We start from the raw sequence: 15811 nt of genomic DNA on the forward strand, positions 1-15811 counted from the left end.
GCAAACCCGGGGGCATTCAATCCTTGCCGTAAAGCGCCCGCAACTCGTCCTTCGCTTTTTCCAAGGTGTGCCGGCGGGTCTTGGAAAGCCCCTTTCCACCACGGTTGATGTAAAAAGTAAGCATCGACATGGCGGATCGATACGGCGACGACTTGCGCCGGTGGCTATGTTCCGCCGACCGCTTGAGCGAACGTGCAATCGCTTTTGGACTGCCCTTCACGAACACGCCTTTGTCGAGCGTCAATGCGTCGCTCGTCTCTGTCACACGTTGCGACCAGCGGCGTTTTGTCTTTGTCTTCTTGCGGGCAGATGATTTGCGTTTCTTCGCCATCGTCATACCTCCGCTGCAAACAATGCGTAGGCAGGCGCCCTGTTCCGACCGCTTGCAAGCATACGCCACCGGAGTAAGTATCGGCCCATGAACATCCAAACCGATGCCCGCGCTGTCGACGCAGTTCTCCTGCGCGAGCAGGATGATTCGATCGCGATTCTCACGCTCAACCGCCCGGCCGCGCGCAACAGCCTGTCGGAAGACCTGCTCAACGCGCTGTTCATCACCTTCGATGACATCGCGACCGATAAAAGCATCCGCGCCATCGTTTTAGCCGCCAATGGCGTGGCTTTTTCGGCAGGGCACGATCTGAAAGAACTGACGTCCCGGCGTACCGACGCCGACGGCGGCCGCGCCTATTTCAAGCACATCATGACGACCTGCAGCGCCATGATGCAGAAGATCGTCAACCTGCCGCAGCCGGTGATCGCCGCGGTACAAGGCGTCGCCACCGCGGCCGGATGCCAGCTCGTCGCGAGCTGCGATCTTGCCGTTGCTTCGGAGGCCGCGAGGTTCGCGACGCCCGGGGTCGATATCGGCCTGTTCTGCTCGACACCCATGGTCGCGCTGTCACGCAATGTCGCACCGAAGCATGCCATGGAGATGTTGCTCACCGGCGAGATGATCGAAGCCGATCGCGCCGCCGCGATGGGTCTCGTCAATCGCGTGGTCGCACCCGGCGAGGAACGCGCGGTTGCCGTTGCGCTCGCCAAGCAGATAGCAGCAAAATCGTCCCACACCGTGAAGATCGGCAAGGAAGCCTTCTATCGGCAGCGCGAACTCGGCCTTGCCGAGGCTTATGCCTATGCATCCGAAGTGATGACTGAAAACATGATGGCGCGCGATGCCGAGGAAGGCATCTGCGCCTTCATCGAGAAGCGCAAGCCAACCTGGGAGGATCGCTGATGTCGGCTGTTCTTGCTCTACATGTCGATCGCGCCGTTGTCCTGCGCGGCATTGTGGCTGGTACGGCTTGGGGTCTGGCCCTGTCGGCCGGTTTCGTCGGCATCGCGCTGACTCAATGCGGCCTGCCCTGCCCCGACGATATTGCGTTTACGACCCTCGTATCGGTCGCAACCGGCATTGTTGCCATCGGTCCTTTGGCCGCCTTTGCGAAGCGCCCGAACGCCTGAGCGCCGCTGGAAGAATTTGCGGTCAAATTTCTCCAATTGAACGCGACCGGCCGATCGTGTCGTCTGCCGGTCATCCGAATGACCTTACGTTATCAGGGGGAAAACCAATGATCCGCACCGTCACCTTCGCGCTGGCCTTCGGCGCGCTGGCCTTTTCGTTTACAGCCGCGAACGCGCAGGACTTCACCGCGGGGCAGCGCGCGGCGTGCAAGGGCGATTACGACCAGTTCTGCAAGGGCACGATGCCCGGCGGTGGCCGCGTGCTCGCCTGTCTCGCCAAAAACACCGACAAGCTGTCAGCCGCCTGCAAGAAGGTGGTCGCCGACGCCAAGAAGTAAGCCCCCAGCGGCGTCCCGGCACCTGCCCCGCTCCGGCTGTTCACGGCTGGGGCGGGCGTGCCCGTATCGAGGCGCATCAATTCATCGTCAGTCCGCCGCATCGCCTAGCATCGTAGCGATCTGCTCACACGTCTGACGCAGCCGCGGCGCGACAAGATCGAGAAACGCGCGCAGCTTCGGCGCCGGGTATCGCCCTTGCGGATAGAGCAAGTGCACCGGCGCCGGCTCGTTCTCGTAAGCAGGCAGCAGCCGTACCAGAGACTTGCCGACAATCAGATCGGCCGCCTGATAGCTCAACACGCGCGTAATGCCGAAGCCGGTCAATGCGACGTCGATGGCCGCTTCGGCCGTGTTGACGATCATGCGCGGGCGGATCGCCACCTCGACGGTCCTTTCATTGTCACGGAACCGCCAGCGTTCGAAACCTTCGAGTCCGACAAAGGCAATCACGTCGTGGGCGGCGAGTTCGTCCGGCGCAGCGGGCGCGCCGCGGCGTGCAAGATAAGCCGGAGCTGCGACCGTCACGCGCCGCACCGATCCGACGCGCGTCGCGATCGCCGTCGAGCTCGGCAGTTCCCCGATTCGGATCGCGACATCGAGCCCTTCTTCGATGAGATCGACCGGGCGATCCGTCAGTTCGAGCCGCACGTTCATGTCAGGATAGCGACCGAGAAATTCGGTCACCAGCGGCAGCACATGGCGGCGGCCGAACACAATCGGCGCCGTCACGCGCAATTCACCGCGCGGCGCGCTGCCGAGCCCCGTCGCCGATTGCTCAACTTCGACCAGATCGGCGAGCAACCGCCTGGCGCCGGGCAGATAGCGCTCGCCGGCGTCGGTCAGGCTCACCGCCCGGGTGGTGCGATCGAGCAGGCGCACGGCGAGCACCTGTTCCAGTTCGGCGACCGCGCGAGTCACTGCGGCTGGCGAGCGGCGCAGCCGGCGCGCCGCGCCGGCGAAGCTGCCGGTTTCCGCCACGGCGACGAACACGGCCATGCTGGCGATGCGGTCCATACGATAATTCCATGTTCTGCAATAATGTCTTTCACTTTATCGCAATTATATCTGAATGCGAAACAGTCCATGTTTCCGAATGTCCGAGCCGACCCGGCTCATTTCGTCCGGAAACCAAAATGACCCGTATTTCCCCGATCGACCCCGCCGCCGCCCAACCCGCCGCCAAGGCCCTGCTCGAGGGCGTGCAGAAGAAGCTCGGCGCTACGCCGAACATGATGCGCGTGATGGCGACCAACCCGAGCGTGCTCGCCGCCTATCTCGGCTTTGGCGGGGCGCTGTCAGGTGGCCTGCTCGGCGCCAAACTGCACGAGCAGATTGCGCTCGCCGTCGCCCAGGCCAACGGCTGCGACTATTGCCTGGCCGCCCATTCCCTGCTCGGCACGGGCGCTGGCCTTAGCGCGGCCGACATCGCCGCCGCCCGCGCTGGCACGCCGTTCGATACGCGTACGGCCGGCATCGTCGCGCTGACCCGGCGGCTGGTCGAGACCCACGGCCGCGCTACCGACGCCGACATCGCCGCAGCGCGCACCGCCTCGGTCAGCGACGCCGAGATTCTGGAAGTCATTGCCGCGGTCGCGCTGAATGTCTTCACCAACTATCTCAACCTCACGGCCGACACCGAGCTCGACTTTCCGCCGGCCGCTAAACTGGCGCACGCTGCCTGACGCCTTATCGATTGCGACGGGTTCGGCCTGAGCGCCGGACCCGTCATGCTGATTGGGACCTCAGACCATGACGAATGCAAACAACAGCGCTCTCGTTTTCACCCCGGCCGTACAGAAGGCGCAGGCCGAGCGCGGCTCGGCGCGGGCCTACGCGCAACGCGTCGCCGAAGGCTTTCCCGATAAAGTGACGCCGGAGCTTGCCGCCTTCATCGCCGAGCAGGACACCGCATTTCTCGCCACCGCCACGGCGGATGGCGCGCCATACATCCAGCACCGGGGCGGACCGAAGGGCTTCATCAAGGTCATCGACGAAAAGACCTTGGGCTTCGCCGATTATCGCGGCAACCGGCAATACATCACGCTGGCCAATCTGTCGGAGAACGACCGCGCTTATCTCTTCCTGCTCGACCCCGCGCGCCGCCAGCGCATCAAGATCTGGGGTCATGCACGCATGGTCGAAGGCGACCCGGCGCTGGTCGAGAAGTTGTTCGATGCCGGCTATGGCGCCAAGCCCGAGCGCGCGATCCTCTTCACCGTCGATGCATGGGACGTCAACTGCTCGCAGCACATCACGACGCGGTTCACCGAAGCGGAGATTGAAGAAGCGTTCGCCACGGCGCGCAGCAAGATGGAAGAATTGCAGGCAGAGAATGCGCGCCTGCGCGCCTTGCTCGCGCAGTCATCCAGATCCACGCCACCCGAGCCGCAGGCCTGACAACGGCTCGGGCGATCCGATCATCCGAAGGCTTTAAGCGTTCGAGATGATCAGGTTTTCCTGCGTCGAGACCGCCGGCTGTTCCGGCTCTTCGTGCACGGTCTGGCCGCTTGACGGCAATTGCAACACTGTCGCCGTTTGGCCTTCACGAAGGTTCGTCACGAGAATGGTCTCGCCGTTGGGAAACTCGATCGCGTCGTGATGTGCGACCGGGTTTTCGAGGTTCACCTGCCGGAAACGAGCAACTTTCTGCCCGAAGTTCCTCATGGCTCCGCCTTGCAGCAAAACATGTCCCTCGACGTCGCCGTCAAAGGCCAGCTCCGTGCCCGGCATCAGGCAGACCGCCACGTCCGGCTGCCCGCTTGCCGCAAAGCCGCGCGTGATCGAGTTGCGAAAACTGGTCGATACCAGCTTATCGCCCACCCGGGCGGGGCGAGACGCGACACCGTGTAGACTGTAGTCACACATAGAGTGTCTCCTTTGCTTGTGCAGGCCGACGCCTGCGTGCCTCGGCATGGCAATGGCAGCAAACGAGATTGTCTTTCTTGCGTCGCTCCCGTCCGCAATCCTGCCGGAAAGGGCCCGCAACCGGCCGACTGAAGCGAAAACGCTGCGCTTTTACTTTCGGTCTCGCAATTGTGATAATGTGGCCACCCGGAAAGGCCACCATGAACCACGACACATACCCCGACGCCTACATCCGCGGCATCCTGAACACCGTAAAGACCATCGCCATGGTCGGCTTCTCCCCGAAAGAAAGCCGGCCCAGTTACTTCGTGTTCAAATATCTGATCGAGCGCGGCTACCGGGTCTTTCCCGTCAATCCGGGGCATGCCGGCAAAGAGGTGCTGGGGCACAAGGTCTACGCCTCGTTGAGCGACGTCCCTGAACCCATCGACATGGTCGATATCTTCCGCGCGTCCGAGCACGTGCTGGCGGTGGTTCAAGAAGCACTCACGCTCGCGCCCAAACCGCAGGTGATCTGGATGCAGCTCACCGTTCGCAATGACGAGGCGGCCAAGCTTGCCGAGGACAACGGCATCAAAGTGGTCATGAACCGCTGTCCGAAAATAGAATACGGCCGGCTGTCGACCGAAATCTCTTGGATCGGCGTAAACTCGCGCACCCTCTCCTCGCGACGCCCGCAGACACTCGGTAAAGGGGTGCAGCGCATGAGCCTCAAAGAGAGCAGCGACTAAGGGGCGATGAGACTGGCTTGTAATTTCCGAGCCGCAGCATCTGCGGGGCGTCGCGGAGCCAAATCGAGGTCGTCCGACGGCGCGCCGACAAGCGAGAAGAAAAGCACTTCGGGCGCACCAGCGCTTGGATCAAATTTCTGAATTTGCACATGGCCGCGCCGCCGCCTTGACGAGAGGCCGGCCCGCCCCCTTAATCCCGCCTGATGGCGGGCCGGGAACGCCCGTTTTGTTCAAACGGGGGATTTCATGGCCGAGGCCGAACGCATTCCAGGTTTTGCGACGCTTTCGATTCACGCGGGCGCCAAGCCCGACCCGACGACAGGCGCACGCGCGACGCCGATCTATCAGACGACGTCCTACGTTTTCGACGACGTCGACCATGCCGCCGCGCTGTTCGGCCTGCAGACCTTCGGCAACATCTACACCCGCATCGGCAATCCGACCTGCGCCGTGCTCGAAGAGCGCGTCGCCGCGCTTGAAGGCGGCACCGCGGGGCTGGCGGTCGCCTCCGGCCATGCCGCGCAGGTTCTCGTGCTGCACACGCTGATGACGTCGGGCGACGAATTCGTCGCCTCCAAGAAGCTCTACGGCGGCTCGATCAACCAGTTCAACCACTCGTTCAAGAACTTCGGTTGGAACGTGGTCTGGGCCGATCCGGACGATATCTCGACGTTCGAGAAGGCGATCACACCGAAGACCAAGGCCATCTTCATCGAGTCGATCGCCAATCCGGGCGGTATCGTCACCGACATCGAAGCGATCGCCAATATCGCCCGCAAGGCGGGCGTGCCGCTTATCGTCGACAACACATTGGCAACCCCCTATCTGTGCAAGCCGATCGACTACGGCGCCGACGTGGTGGTCCATTCGCTCACGAAGTTCCTCGGCGGCCACGGCAACTCGATCGGCGGCATGATCGTTGATGCTGGCACCTTCAACTGGTCGCGCGACAAGAAGTATCCGATGCTGTCTGAGCCGCGGCCGGAATATTCCGGCATCGTGCTGCACGAGACCTTCGGCAATTTCGCCTTCGCCATCGCCTGCCGTGTGCTCGGCTTGCGCGATCTCGGCCCGGCGCTGTCGCCGTTCAACGCCTTCCTGATCATCACCGGCATCGAAACGCTGCCGCTGCGGATGCAGCGCCATTCCGAGAACGCGTTGGCCGTCGCCGAGTGGCTGGCGAAGCGGCCGGAGGTGGCGTGGGTGAGCTATCCGGGCTTGCCCAGCGACAAGTATCACGCGCTAGCGAAGAAATACGCGCCGAAGGGTGCGGGCGCGTTGTTCACGTTCGGCCTCAAGGGCGGTTACGACGCCGGCGTGAAGCTGGTGTCGAACGTGAAGCTATTCTCGCATCTCGCCAATATCGGCGACACGCGCTCGCTCATCATCCATCCCGCCTCCACCACGCATAAACAGCTCTCCGACGCGCAAAAGGTGCAAGCGGGCGCCGGGCCGGACGTGGTGCGTCTGTCGATCGGGCTCGAGGACAAGGAAGACATCATCGCGGACCTCGAGCAGGCGTTGGGGGCGTGAAGCCTTCGCTTTTCGCACTGTTCGCTCTTACGCTGACGCCTTGGGCCGCGCAGGCCCAAGGCAGGGATCAAACCCGCCTGCCCGATGGCTTCGTCTACTTGCACAACATCGATCCGAGTATCGCGCAGGACATGCGCTATGCCGGTGAGAACAATTTCACCGGCCATGCGCTGCCCGGCTACAATGCGGCCGAGTGCGCCTTACGCCGGGCGGCCGCGGAAGCGCTCAAACGCGTGCAGGCGGAACTGACGCGGCAGAACCTGTCGCTGAAGGTCTACGACTGCTATCGGCCAACACGCGCCGTCACGGCCATGGCGCGGTGGGCGCACGATCCTAACGCCCTGCCCGACACCAGCCGTTTCCATCCGCGCCTGCAAAAGAGCCGCCTGTTTGCACTCGGTTACATCGCCAGCCACTCGGCGCATTCGCGCGGCGTCGCCATCGATCTCACCGTGGTGCCGCAGGGCTCGCAGCAGCCGCCTTACGACGCCACGCTTCGCTACGGCGCCTGCACGAGCGCGACCCGCGCGCCCGACAACAGCCTCGACATGGGCACGGGCTTCGATTGCTTCGATACGACGAGCCACACGCAGGACGGCTTGATCACGCCGCAGCAACGCGCCAACCGCGACGTCTTGCTGAACGCCATGCGGCGCCAGGGCTTGGTGAACTACAAGCGCGAATGGTGGCACTTCTCGTATTCGGCCGCGGATAACGGCAACGCGTATGATTTTGCGATTGAGCCGCGATAGCGCGGCTGCCTTACTTCCGCAGCGTCTTGGCGACGTAATCGGCGACCCGCTTGAGCGTGTCGTCGGCACACCAAATTTCGGTGGCCGCGGCCTCGATCGCGGCGCGGTCCCTGTCGAGACGTTCGCGCACCGGCATGCGCAGTTGCTGCTTGGTGAGCGCGAAGGCGGCCGGCGAGAGCTCGGCCAATTCCTCGGCCACCGCCAGCGCGTCTTCCATGAGGTCTTCGGCTTCGACCACTTCGTCGATCCAACCGCGCTCGAGCGCCATGTCGGTATCGTAAGTGGCGCCGCTGTAGATCACCTCGGGGAGGAAGCGCTCCGGCACGACGCTGCGCACCACCTCGAACGCCAGCGCCGGCAATGGCACGCCGACAAGGAGCTCGGTGGTGCCGACACGCGCCGTGCCCTGCGCCATGACGCGTCGATCGGCACAAGCCGCAAGCACGCAGCCGCCGGCGATGGCGTGGCCGTTCAGCGCCGCGACCACCGGCTTGGGATGGAAGAACACGGCTTCATAAAGCCGGTGCAGTGCCGGTAGAAATCGGCGCACATAGACCGGGCCTTCATCGCTCAACCGCTTCAGATCGACACCGGCGGAAAATATCTTGCCCTCGGCGGTGAGGATCACCGCCTTGGCGGCCTCGCCGCGCAGCGCATCGAACCGGTCGGCGAGCGCCGTGCAGAATTCGACGTCCAACGCGTTGGCTTTGCCGTGCGTCATCGTCAGCACGGCAACGGCCCCCTCGTTGCGGACGTCGATCATGCGCCCTGCTCCACGACGGCGCCGCCGGGCACTTTGAACGGCTCGCGATGCGCCAGCCGTTCGGCGTGCACGATCGAGACGGTGAAGACGATGATCGCCAACATCTGATGCATGAGGGCCAGCGTAAGCGGCGCCTGATGCAACAATGTGACGATGCCGAGCGCGGCCTGGAGCGTGACGAGACCGGCGAGCAGAAACGCACTTCGCTTCTCGCGCCCGAAACGCCAGGCATCGTAGGCGTGGAACATCACCAGCAGCCAGATCGCATAAGCCAGCATGCGATGGTTGAACTGCACCGTCAGCGTATTCTCGAACAGATTGCGCCATGCCGGCGCAATGAACCACAGGCGCTGCGCGTCCGGCACGAGCGCCCCGTCGATCAGCGGCCAGGTGTTGAAGACCAGGCCGGCATCGAGCCCGGCCACCAGCGCACCCAGATAGATCTGCATTAGGACAAGCACGACCAGCACGACGGCAAGACCACGCAGACGCGGCGGCGCCTCGCTGGCACGCTTCGGACTGAGCTGTTGCGCGGTCCAGACGATGGCGGCGTAAATCGCGCAGGCGAGCGTCAGATGGAAGGCGAGCCGATATTGCGACACGCTGACGCGTCCGGAGCCGACGAGCCCCGACGACACCATCCACCAGCCGACCGCGCCCAGCGCCGCGCCGCCGGCGAAGATGCCCCACAGCCGCCACGTCAGCGCCTTCGGAATCCAGCCGCGCCAGAGGAAGAACAGAAACGGCAACAGAAATACGGCGCCAGTGCTGCGCGCCAGGAAGCGGTGCGACCACTCCCACCAGAAGATGGTTTTGAACTCACCAAGGCTCATGCCCTTGTTGATCTGCTGGTACTGGGGGATGGCCTGGTACTTGGTGAACTCCGCCTGCCAAGCGTCGTCACTCAGCGGCGGCAGAACGCCGGTCACCGGCTTCCATTCGACGATGGACAGCCCGCTTTCGGTCAGGCGGGTCGCCCCGCCGACGATCAGCGTCAGGAAAATCATGGCGGCGGCGCAGAGCAGCCACAGCCGCACGGCGCGCGTATGGGAGGTGTCGGTCAAATCGGTCATCGCATGCTTGCTTGCCGGAGGCGGCGCGGACCATATAGACCCTCGCCGAGCATCGCAAATGACCGCCGAGAGACCCTGTCATGCACCCTCGCCTTCGCAAACTGATCGGCGCCGTCGCGCTTCTGACGCTGGTTTGCGTCTGGGCCCTGGTCGCCATGGCGCTGGCGCAATCGGCCCTGACCAACATCAACGGCTGGGTGGCGACGATCTATTACGTCGTGGCCGGCCTTGGCTGGGTGCTGCCGGCGATGCCGATTATTTCGTGGATGGCGCGGCCGCGCCCCGGCGATCCTAAGCCGCGTTGACGCGACGGAAGCCGTTCCACAGCGCCGTTCCGGCGCCGGACATCAGCACCTTCACATAGCGCTGCTGCTGGAACTCGCCATTGACGGAGATGCGCGGCAGCGCGGTCAAATGGTCGCGGTGCGCCTTGAACAACACGCCGGGCCGCGTCGTCACCGCCGTCTTGAAGCCGAGCTCCGCCGCGATGCGGAACTCGCGCGGCCCCGCCGAGGTCGGATCGCCGACCGGATAGGCCAGATGCTCCGGCCGCTTGCCGAGCGCCGCCTCCAACACCGAGCGGCTCATCTCCATCTCGGAGCGCACCGCGGCGTCGTTCGGCACCTTCATCAGCATCGGATGCGTCACCGTGTGCGCACCGATGGTGCACAGCGGATCGTCGGCGAGTTCGGCGATCTCGCTCCAATCCATGCAAAGGTCGCGGCAGAACGCCGCAATGTCGACCTTGTAGCAGGCGCAGAGGTCGCGCACCGTCTTGCGCACCTCCTCCTCGGTTTTCAAGCTGCGCAAATAGCCGTAGAGCGCGTCGTACACCTCGCGCTTCTCACGCACCGAGCGGCAGGAGAAGAATTGCTCCTTACCGTTGATGACGAGACCGATACGGTCGTTCTGCGCGATCACCGCTTCGAGCGCCACCCACCACAATTCGCCGAGGCGGTCGGGAAAGCTGGTCGCGATATAAAGCGCAAACGGCATCTCGTATTTCTTCAGGACCGGATAGGCCCACTCCTTGAGGTCCCGATACCCGTCGTCGAAGGTGATGACGACGAAGCGGCGCTTGAAGTCGCCTTCGATGAAACGGCGGTGCATCTCGTCGAGCGAGATCACATCGATGCGGGCGCGGTTGAGCCGCCGCAGCAGCCGCTCGAAAAACTTCGGCGAGATCTCCAGCAGCCGGTTGGGCTGAAACGCATCAGGGCGCGGCGGCCGAACATGATGCAGGGTCAGGATCGAGCCGACGCCGCCCACCACCGGGCGCAACCAGTGATGAAGGCCACTGAAATAGAGCGTCTCCAGCCCCGAGCGGATGATGGTTTTCTTCAAATTAGCCATGTTTCTTAAAAGCCTAGTGCCAAAAACACCTTAGTGTTTCAAATCTTTATTGAGAATTCTTTGCGACGCTGTGACCCACCCTCACACACGTATTGGACACCATGAACGTCGTTGCGATGCGCATCCCGCCCGCCGAGGACCGGTTTTTACCGGTGCGCGACCTCGACGTGTCGCGGGTGACGGTGTTCGAGACCTTTGAAGCGGCGGAACCCGCCTGGCGCGCCCTGGAGTGCGGCGACCGCCTTCGCACGCCTTATCAGCGCTATGACTTCCTCAGAGCGTGGCAGGCGCACGTGGGTACCGCCGAAGGCGTCGCGCCGCTCATCGTGGCCGGTTTCAACGCGGACGATGCGCCGCTCTTTCTGCTGCCCCTTGGCATCCGGCGGCTCGGCGGCCTGCGGGTCGCGGAATTCCTCGGCGGCAAGCACGCCAACTTCAACATGGGATTGTGGCGGCGGGAACTTGCCGGGCGCGTCGGTGCGCCCGAGTTGAAGAGGGTCATTCGCCAGCTCCGCGGCCACGCCGACCTCCTGGTGCTGATGAACCAGCCGCTGACTTGGACCGGTGCCACAAACCCGCTGGCCCTCCTGCCGTACCAGCGCTCCGCCAATTTCGGCTTTTCCGGCAGCCTTACCCCCGACTTCGACGCGCTGCTGCGCGCGCGCACCAATGCGAACGCGCGCAAGAAGATGCGCAAGAAGGAACGCGCGCTCGCGGAGCTCGGCACGGTTCACTTCGGCCGCGTCGAATGCCCGAACGAGATCCGACGTGTGCTCGACGCATTCTTCAAGCAGAAGAGCGCGCGCATGCGTGCGATCGGCGTATCCGACGTGTTCGCGGAACCTGGCGTGCGGCGCTTCATCGAGGCAGCGACGACCGAACGTCTCGATGACGGCGAGCCTGTGATCGAGCTCTACGCGCTCTCCGTCGACAACATCATCGTCGCCACCATGGGCGGCATCGTCGGCGGCGGGCGCTTCTGCGCCATGTTCAACTCGATCCTGCCGGGTCGCTACGCGGTCGAGAGTCCGGGCGAACAATTGATCGTCAATCTCGTGCGCCAATGCTGCGAGCGCGGCCTCGAAACGTTCGATCTCGGCATCGGCGAGTCCCGCTACAAGAACCTGTTCTGCGAAGACGCCGAGCCGCTGTTTGACAATTATCTGCCGCTGACGCCCGCAGGGACCCTGCTCGCTTTCGCTTTTCGCGGTAGCGCCGTCGTCAAGCGCGTCGTCAAACAACAGCCAATGCTGTGGTCACTGGTCGGCCGTGCACGCCGCCTGCGCGCACGGCTCAAGCCGCAAATCTAGTAACGACTCTTATGCCGCGACAGCCGCGCTGACGCCGGTCAGCACGGCGACATCGGCAAAGCCAGCCAGCATCAGCCGCTCGCGCGCCGCCCGTGTCGACGGATTGGCCGGATCGGCCGCGACGAGCACGGCGCGCTGCGCCAGCGGCGCAAAGCGCTCGACCGCGATATCGGCCGCAGAGCCGATATCGAGAACGATGTGGTCGTAGCTGCGCACCAGCGCCTCGATCACCGTCGCCAACATTGGCGAAGCCGTCAGCATCGGGCCGTCGCGATCGACGTTACCGGTCGCGATCAGATGAACCGTGGAATACTGGTCGCGGGTGATGATATCGCCGAACGACGCCGTGCCGCGCACGAGTTCGGCAAGACCTGGCGCATTCGGGTCGGTGGAGATGACCGACAGATTCGGCGCACCGAACGCAAGATCGACCAGAATGACGTTGGCCTCCTGCGCCAGCGCGCGTGCCAGCGTGATCGCCGCATATGTGGTGCCGACATTGCGCGTCGTGCCGACGACGGTCACACGACGGCCGGTGTCGCCGCCCGTGCGCAGGCTGCTGGCGATCTGCTCGACCGTGCTCACCGGCAATGGCGCCATCGCCGGTGCTGCGGTTGCGGCCATCGCCGGCGCAGCCGCCATCGGCGTTAGCGACGGCGACGAGACGTGCGGCATTGTCGGCATCGGTGGCGGCACCGGCTGCATCGGCATCGGTGGCGGCGGAGCAAACTGTTGGGCGGCCATCGGCGGCACTGGCTGCACCGGCGGCGCAGCCATGGTCGGCTCATAGCCCGGCGCGGCATAGGCGGCGGGACCATAACCATAGGCATAAGGCGATGGCGTCGGCGCCGACAGCAGCGCGCCGGTCACGGTGAAGCCCGCAGACAGAGCGAAGCCGGCGAAGGCGGCAATCAGCACGGTCTGCAGCTTCTTCGGATAGGCCGGCTTGAGTGCGGCGCTGGCGCGCGAAATGATCCGCGCTTCCGGCGGCGCGGCGTTGATGTTGTCGCGGGCGGACGCCTCGCGATATTTGGACAGATACGACTCCAACAGGTCGCGCTGCGTCTTGGCCTCGCGCTCGAGCGCGCGCAACTGTACGTCCTGCTCGTTGGTCTGCGACGCCAGGCGCTTGACCTGATCGATGCTGGCGGTGAGCGAGTCGAGCCGGTCGCCCGCAAGCTGCGCATCGTTGTCGAGCTGACGCGCCAGGCGCTCGCCTTCCGTCCTGATCTGGCGATCGACTTCGGCGATCTGCGCCCGCAATTCCTTGATGCGCGGATGCTGATCGAGCAAGGTCGTCGACTGCTCGGCAAGCTGCGAGCGCAAAGCGATGCGCTGTTCGATCAAGCGGCGCATGGCGTCGGAGTTGGCGATATCGGCGGACTCGATCGGCTTGCCGCTGCGAATCATCTCGCGCAATTGTTTGGCACGCGCTTCCAGGTCTGCTTTCTGACCGCGCGCCGCCGCGATCTGCGCGTTAAGATCCGTGAGCTGCTGCGTCGGCAACAGCGTGTTGTTGGCGCCGAGGAACAGATTAGAGCGCGACCGATAGTCTTCGACCTTAGCCTCGGCCTCCTCGACCTTCTTTCGCATCTTGTCGATTTCGCCGGCCAGCCAGTTGCCCGCAGCGCGCGTCTGATCCTGCTTCGCCGTCTGCTGCATGCTCAGATAAGTTTCGGCGATAGTGTTGGCCACGCGCGCGGCAAGATCGGCGTTAGCCGACGAGAAATCGACCGCGATCACCCGCGACTTCTCCACCGACGAGACATTGATGCGTTCGTAATAGGCCTCGAGCGTGCGCTCTTCCTTGGTCATCGCGCTCGGATCGCGGCCGATGCCGAACAGACCGAGGATGGCGCGCAGGCTGCCGCCCGAATCGAATTCCGGATTGTCGGCGAGCCCCTCCTTCTGAATCACCTGGCGGGCAAGATCGCGCGACAACACGACCTGGATCTGGCTCGCCACCGCTTCGGCGTCGATGGTCGTACGGTCGGCGTTGTTCTTGTCGGCCTCGGCGCGCAAGAACACGTTCTCCCGCGTCTCCAAAAGGATTCGCGATTCGGAGCGATAGCGCGGCGTGATCGCATTGACGACGAGGAATGCAGCGCCCGCGGCCACCAGGGTCACACCGCCGATCAGCGCCCGCTTTTGCCAGAGAACGCGGCCTAAACCGCGCAGATCGGGCTCACCGCTGGGTACATACGGAGCCGCCACCGGAGCCGGCGGGGCGGCATTCACTTTCGACTTCCGACGGAAAAACATGTCTACTCCGGACACACAGCTCTACGGCAACGTCGTGATCACAAACCATTAAGGTTGCTTCCGCGTTAACTTCGGAGCGACAAGGTGTCATCATCCCACAATTCGTCACTTTGGTTATCCGTTGTTAACCAGGACGCCGCGTAATCAGCGCGTAACTTTTTGTATCTGCAATCGCGGTTCCGATTTCGCACGCGCCGGCCAGAAGGGCCGACGAGGTTTTTGACAATGACTCCGCTGAACATCCTGCACGTGTTCCGCGCCCCGGTGGGCGGGCTGTTCCGGCATGTGCAGGATCTCGCGCGCGAACAAGCCGCGCGTGGCCATCGCGTCGGCCTCATTGCCGATAGCAGCACGGGCGGTCCGCGTGCCGCGGAACTTCTCGCAAGCCTCGAACCGTCGCTCGCGCTCGGGCTGATGCGCGTGCCGATGCGGCGTCACGCCGGCCCCAGCGACATGGGTACCTTGCTGCGCGTCATGCGGCGCGTCGCCGAGGTCAACGCCGACGTCGTGCATGGCCACGGCGCCAAGGGCGGCACGTATGCGCGGCTCGCTTTCAATCAGCGCCGCGCCGTTCGCGCCTACACGCCGCATGGCGGCAGCCTGCTGTTCAACAACGACAATCTGGCCGGCCGCTTCTATCTCGGCACCGAACGCCTGCTGATGCTGGGCGGCGACCTCTATCTATTCGAAAGTGCCTTCAGCGCCGACGTCTTTCGCCGCAAGATCGCCGCGCCGCACGGCCTCGTGCGTGTCGTGCACAACGGCGTTTCGTGCCAGGAGTTCGAGCCGGTGCCGGTCGCCAACGACGCGACCGACATCGTGTTCCTCGGCGAACTGCGGCAATGGGTCAAAGGCGTCGATACGTTGATTGACGCCATCGCCCTGCTGCACGCCAAAGGCCGCCCGGTGACCGCGACCTTGGTCGGTGACGGCCCCGATCGCGCCATGCTCGAAGCCCAGGTCGCACGGCTCGGCCTGACACAGGCGGTGCGCCTGCCCGGTGCCATGCCCGGGCGACAGGCGCTCGCGCGCGGCCGTCTCATGGTGATGGCCTCCCGCGCGGAGTCCCTGCCCTATGTCGTGCTGGAGACCGCCGCCGCCGGCAAGCCGCTGGTAGCGACACGCGTCGGCGGCGTCCCTGAGATTTACGGCCCATTGGCCGACCGCCTGGTGCCGCCCGGCGATGCCGCCGCGATGGCTGCCGCAATCGAATGCGCTCTCAATCGCCCTGAAACCACCGCCGAGGTGACCGCCGGACTGCGCGAGCGCGTCGCCTCCGCTTTTTCGGTCGACACGATGGTCGACGGTGTGCTCGCGGCCTATGGCGAGGCGCTCGAAAACCTGCGCCTCAAGGGCCGCCGTTAATA

At 64.2% G+C, this 15811-nt stretch carries 18 protein-coding genes; 11 read left to right on the forward strand and 7 right to left on the reverse strand.

The features are described from left to right. Positions 1-16: 16 nt before the first annotated feature. Entirely contained in the window at positions 17-331 is a 315-nt protein-coding gene (locus tag DW352_RS06545) for a DUF3175 domain-containing protein (RefSeq protein WP_115694268.1), read from the reverse strand. An 87-nt stretch (positions 332-418) separates the two neighbouring features. On the opposite strand from DW352_RS06545, the gene DW352_RS06550 reads away from it, so the two are divergent. The 3 genes from DW352_RS06550 to DW352_RS06560 all read left to right on the forward strand — a co-directional run bounded on the left by DW352_RS06550 (position 419) and on the right by DW352_RS06560 (position 1802). Continuing rightward, positions 419-1237, forward strand: a complete 819-nt coding sequence (locus tag DW352_RS06550) for an enoyl-CoA hydratase (protein ID WP_115689644.1) — start codon at positions 419-421, stop codon at positions 1235-1237. Then, positions 1237-1464, forward strand: coding sequence for a hypothetical protein (locus DW352_RS06555; RefSeq protein ID WP_115689646.1), 228 nt, complete (start codon positions 1237-1239; stop codon positions 1462-1464). The genes DW352_RS06550 and DW352_RS06555 overlap by 1 nt, the downstream gene beginning before the upstream one ends. 107 nt (positions 1465-1571) lie before the next feature. After that, a complete protein-coding gene (locus tag DW352_RS06560) occupies positions 1572-1802 on the forward strand; it encodes a cysteine rich repeat-containing protein (protein WP_115689648.1) in 231 nt (76 codons plus the stop codon). Positions 1803-1889: 87 nt separating this feature from the next. Here the strand turns inward: DW352_RS06560 and DW352_RS06565 are convergent, their stop codons facing one another. Continuing rightward, a complete protein-coding gene (locus tag DW352_RS06565) occupies positions 1890-2816 on the reverse strand; it encodes a LysR family transcriptional regulator (RefSeq protein WP_115689650.1) in 927 nt (308 codons plus the stop codon). 119 nt (positions 2817-2935) lie between these two features. Here DW352_RS06565 and DW352_RS06570 point away from each other — a divergent pair, with 119 nt between their 5' ends. Together DW352_RS06570 and DW352_RS06575 are read left to right on the forward strand one after the other, a co-directional pair. Further along, positions 2936-3484, forward strand: coding sequence for a carboxymuconolactone decarboxylase family protein (locus tag DW352_RS06570; protein ID WP_115689652.1), 549 nt, complete (start codon positions 2936-2938; stop codon positions 3482-3484). A gap of 67 nt (positions 3485-3551) precedes the next feature. Next, on the forward strand, positions 3552-4199 hold the full coding sequence (locus tag DW352_RS06575; RefSeq protein WP_115689654.1) for a pyridoxamine 5'-phosphate oxidase family protein: 648 nt from the start codon (positions 3552-3554) through the stop codon (positions 4197-4199). A 33-nt stretch (positions 4200-4232) separates the two neighbouring features. Here DW352_RS06575 and DW352_RS06580 read toward each other — a convergent pair whose 3' ends face one another. After that, the gene (locus DW352_RS06580; protein ID WP_115694269.1) at positions 4233-4667 is read right to left on the reverse strand and encodes a hypothetical protein; all 435 of its coding nucleotides are present in this window, start codon (positions 4665-4667) and stop codon (positions 4233-4235) included. A 200-nt stretch (positions 4668-4867) separates the two neighbouring features. Here DW352_RS06580 and DW352_RS06585 point away from each other — a divergent pair, with 200 nt between their 5' ends. The 3 genes from DW352_RS06585 to DW352_RS06595 all read left to right on the forward strand — a co-directional run bounded on the left by DW352_RS06585 (position 4868) and on the right by DW352_RS06595 (position 7683). Further along, entirely contained in the window at positions 4868-5398 is a 531-nt protein-coding gene (locus tag DW352_RS06585) for a CoA-binding protein (RefSeq protein ID WP_115689656.1), read from the forward strand. A 246-nt stretch (positions 5399-5644) separates the two neighbouring features. Beyond that, positions 5645-6931 (forward strand): O-acetylhomoserine aminocarboxypropyltransferase, encoded by a 1287-nt coding sequence (locus DW352_RS06590; RefSeq protein WP_115689658.1) that lies wholly within the window; start codon positions 5645-5647, stop codon positions 6929-6931. Beyond that, positions 6928-7683: a M15 family metallopeptidase gene (locus DW352_RS06595; protein WP_245434346.1), complete on the forward strand. Its 756-nt coding sequence runs from the start codon at positions 6928-6930 to the stop codon at positions 7681-7683. Before DW352_RS06590 ends, DW352_RS06595 begins: the two co-directional genes overlap by 4 nt. 10 nt (positions 7684-7693) lie before the next feature. Here the strand turns inward: DW352_RS06595 and DW352_RS06600 are convergent, their stop codons facing one another. Next, positions 7694-8446 (reverse strand): enoyl-CoA hydratase/isomerase family protein, encoded by a 753-nt coding sequence (locus tag DW352_RS06600; protein ID WP_115689660.1) that lies wholly within the window; start codon positions 8444-8446, stop codon positions 7694-7696. Next, entirely contained in the window at positions 8443-9519 is a 1077-nt protein-coding gene (locus tag DW352_RS06605; protein WP_115689662.1) for a COX15/CtaA family protein, read from the reverse strand. Before DW352_RS06605 ends, DW352_RS06600 begins: the two co-directional genes overlap by 4 nt. A gap of 80 nt (positions 9520-9599) precedes the next feature. Between DW352_RS06605 and DW352_RS06610 the strand changes: the two genes are divergently transcribed. Further along, the gene (locus tag DW352_RS06610; RefSeq protein WP_115689663.1) at positions 9600-9824 is read left to right on the forward strand and encodes a DUF2842 domain-containing protein; all 225 of its coding nucleotides are present in this window, start codon (positions 9600-9602) and stop codon (positions 9822-9824) included. On the opposite strand, the gene DW352_RS06615 is transcribed toward DW352_RS06610, so the two are convergent. After that, positions 9811-10872: a polysaccharide deacetylase family protein gene (locus DW352_RS06615; protein ID WP_115689665.1), complete on the reverse strand. Its 1062-nt coding sequence runs from the start codon at positions 10870-10872 to the stop codon at positions 9811-9813. The two genes, DW352_RS06610 and DW352_RS06615, sit on opposite strands and share 14 nt — an antisense overlap. Positions 10873-10973: 101 nt before the next feature. Between DW352_RS06615 and DW352_RS06620 the strand changes: the two genes are divergently transcribed. Continuing rightward, complete coding sequence (locus tag DW352_RS06620; protein WP_162826823.1) at positions 10974-12182, forward strand: GNAT family N-acetyltransferase; 1209 nt, start codon at positions 10974-10976, stop codon at positions 12180-12182. A 9-nt stretch (positions 12183-12191) separates the two neighbouring features. Here the strand turns inward: DW352_RS06620 and DW352_RS06625 are convergent, their stop codons facing one another. Continuing rightward, the gene (locus DW352_RS06625) at positions 12192-14444 is read right to left on the reverse strand and encodes a GumC family protein (RefSeq protein ID WP_115689669.1); all 2253 of its coding nucleotides are present in this window, start codon (positions 14442-14444) and stop codon (positions 12192-12194) included. 225 nt (positions 14445-14669) lie between these two features. On the opposite strand from DW352_RS06625, the gene DW352_RS06630 reads away from it, so the two are divergent. Continuing rightward, entirely contained in the window at positions 14670-15809 is a 1140-nt protein-coding gene (locus DW352_RS06630) for a glycosyltransferase family 4 protein (RefSeq protein ID WP_115689671.1), read from the forward strand. Positions 15810-15811 lie beyond the last annotated feature (2 nt).

Origin of the sequence: Pseudolabrys taiwanensis, from assembly GCF_003367395.1 — a bacterium.
Lineage (GTDB): Bacteria > Pseudomonadota > Alphaproteobacteria > Rhizobiales > Xanthobacteraceae > Pseudolabrys > Pseudolabrys taiwanensis.

Bases quoted from the DNA above. Each gene is read 5' to 3' on its own strand.
- DW352_RS06545 (WP_115694268.1), bottom strand. From the start codon at position 331: ATGGCGAAGAAACGCAAATCATCTGCCCGCAAGAAGACAAAGACAAAA.
- DW352_RS06590 (WP_115689658.1), top strand. From the start codon at position 5,645: ATGGCCGAGGCCGAACGCATTCCAGGTTTTGCGACGCTTTCGATTCAC.
- DW352_RS06630 (WP_115689671.1), top strand. From the start codon at position 14,670: ATGACTCCGCTGAACATCCTGCACGTGTTCCGCGCCCCGGTGGGCGGG.
- DW352_RS06565 (WP_115689650.1), bottom strand. From the start codon at position 2,816: ATGGACCGCATCGCCAGCATGGCCGTGTTCGTCGCCGTGGCGGAAACC.
- DW352_RS06550 (WP_115689644.1), top strand. From the start codon at position 419: ATGAACATCCAAACCGATGCCCGCGCTGTCGACGCAGTTCTCCTGCGC.
- DW352_RS06570 (WP_115689652.1), top strand. From the start codon at position 2,936: ATGACCCGTATTTCCCCGATCGACCCCGCCGCCGCCCAACCCGCCGCC.
- DW352_RS06575 (WP_115689654.1), top strand. From the start codon at position 3,552: ATGACGAATGCAAACAACAGCGCTCTCGTTTTCACCCCGGCCGTACAG.
- DW352_RS06560 (WP_115689648.1), top strand. From the start codon at position 1,572: ATGATCCGCACCGTCACCTTCGCGCTGGCCTTCGGCGCGCTGGCCTTT.
- DW352_RS06615 (WP_115689665.1), bottom strand. From the start codon at position 10,872: ATGGCTAATTTGAAGAAAACCATCATCCGCTCGGGGCTGGAGACGCTC.
- DW352_RS06580 (WP_115694269.1), bottom strand. From the start codon at position 4,667: ATGTGTGACTACAGTCTACACGGTGTCGCGTCTCGCCCCGCCCGGGTG.
- DW352_RS06620 (WP_162826823.1), top strand. From the start codon at position 10,974: ATGAACGTCGTTGCGATGCGCATCCCGCCCGCCGAGGACCGGTTTTTA.
- DW352_RS06610 (WP_115689663.1), top strand. From the start codon at position 9,600: ATGCACCCTCGCCTTCGCAAACTGATCGGCGCCGTCGCGCTTCTGACG.
- DW352_RS06625 (WP_115689669.1), bottom strand. From the start codon at position 14,444: ATGTTTTTCCGTCGGAAGTCGAAAGTGAATGCCGCCCCGCCGGCTCCG.
- DW352_RS06555 (WP_115689646.1), top strand. From the start codon at position 1,237: ATGTCGGCTGTTCTTGCTCTACATGTCGATCGCGCCGTTGTCCTGCGC.
- DW352_RS06585 (WP_115689656.1), top strand. From the start codon at position 4,868: ATGAACCACGACACATACCCCGACGCCTACATCCGCGGCATCCTGAAC.
- DW352_RS06605 (WP_115689662.1), bottom strand. From the start codon at position 9,519: ATGACCGATTTGACCGACACCTCCCATACGCGCGCCGTGCGGCTGTGG.
- DW352_RS06600 (WP_115689660.1), bottom strand. From the start codon at position 8,446: ATGATCGACGTCCGCAACGAGGGGGCCGTTGCCGTGCTGACGATGACG.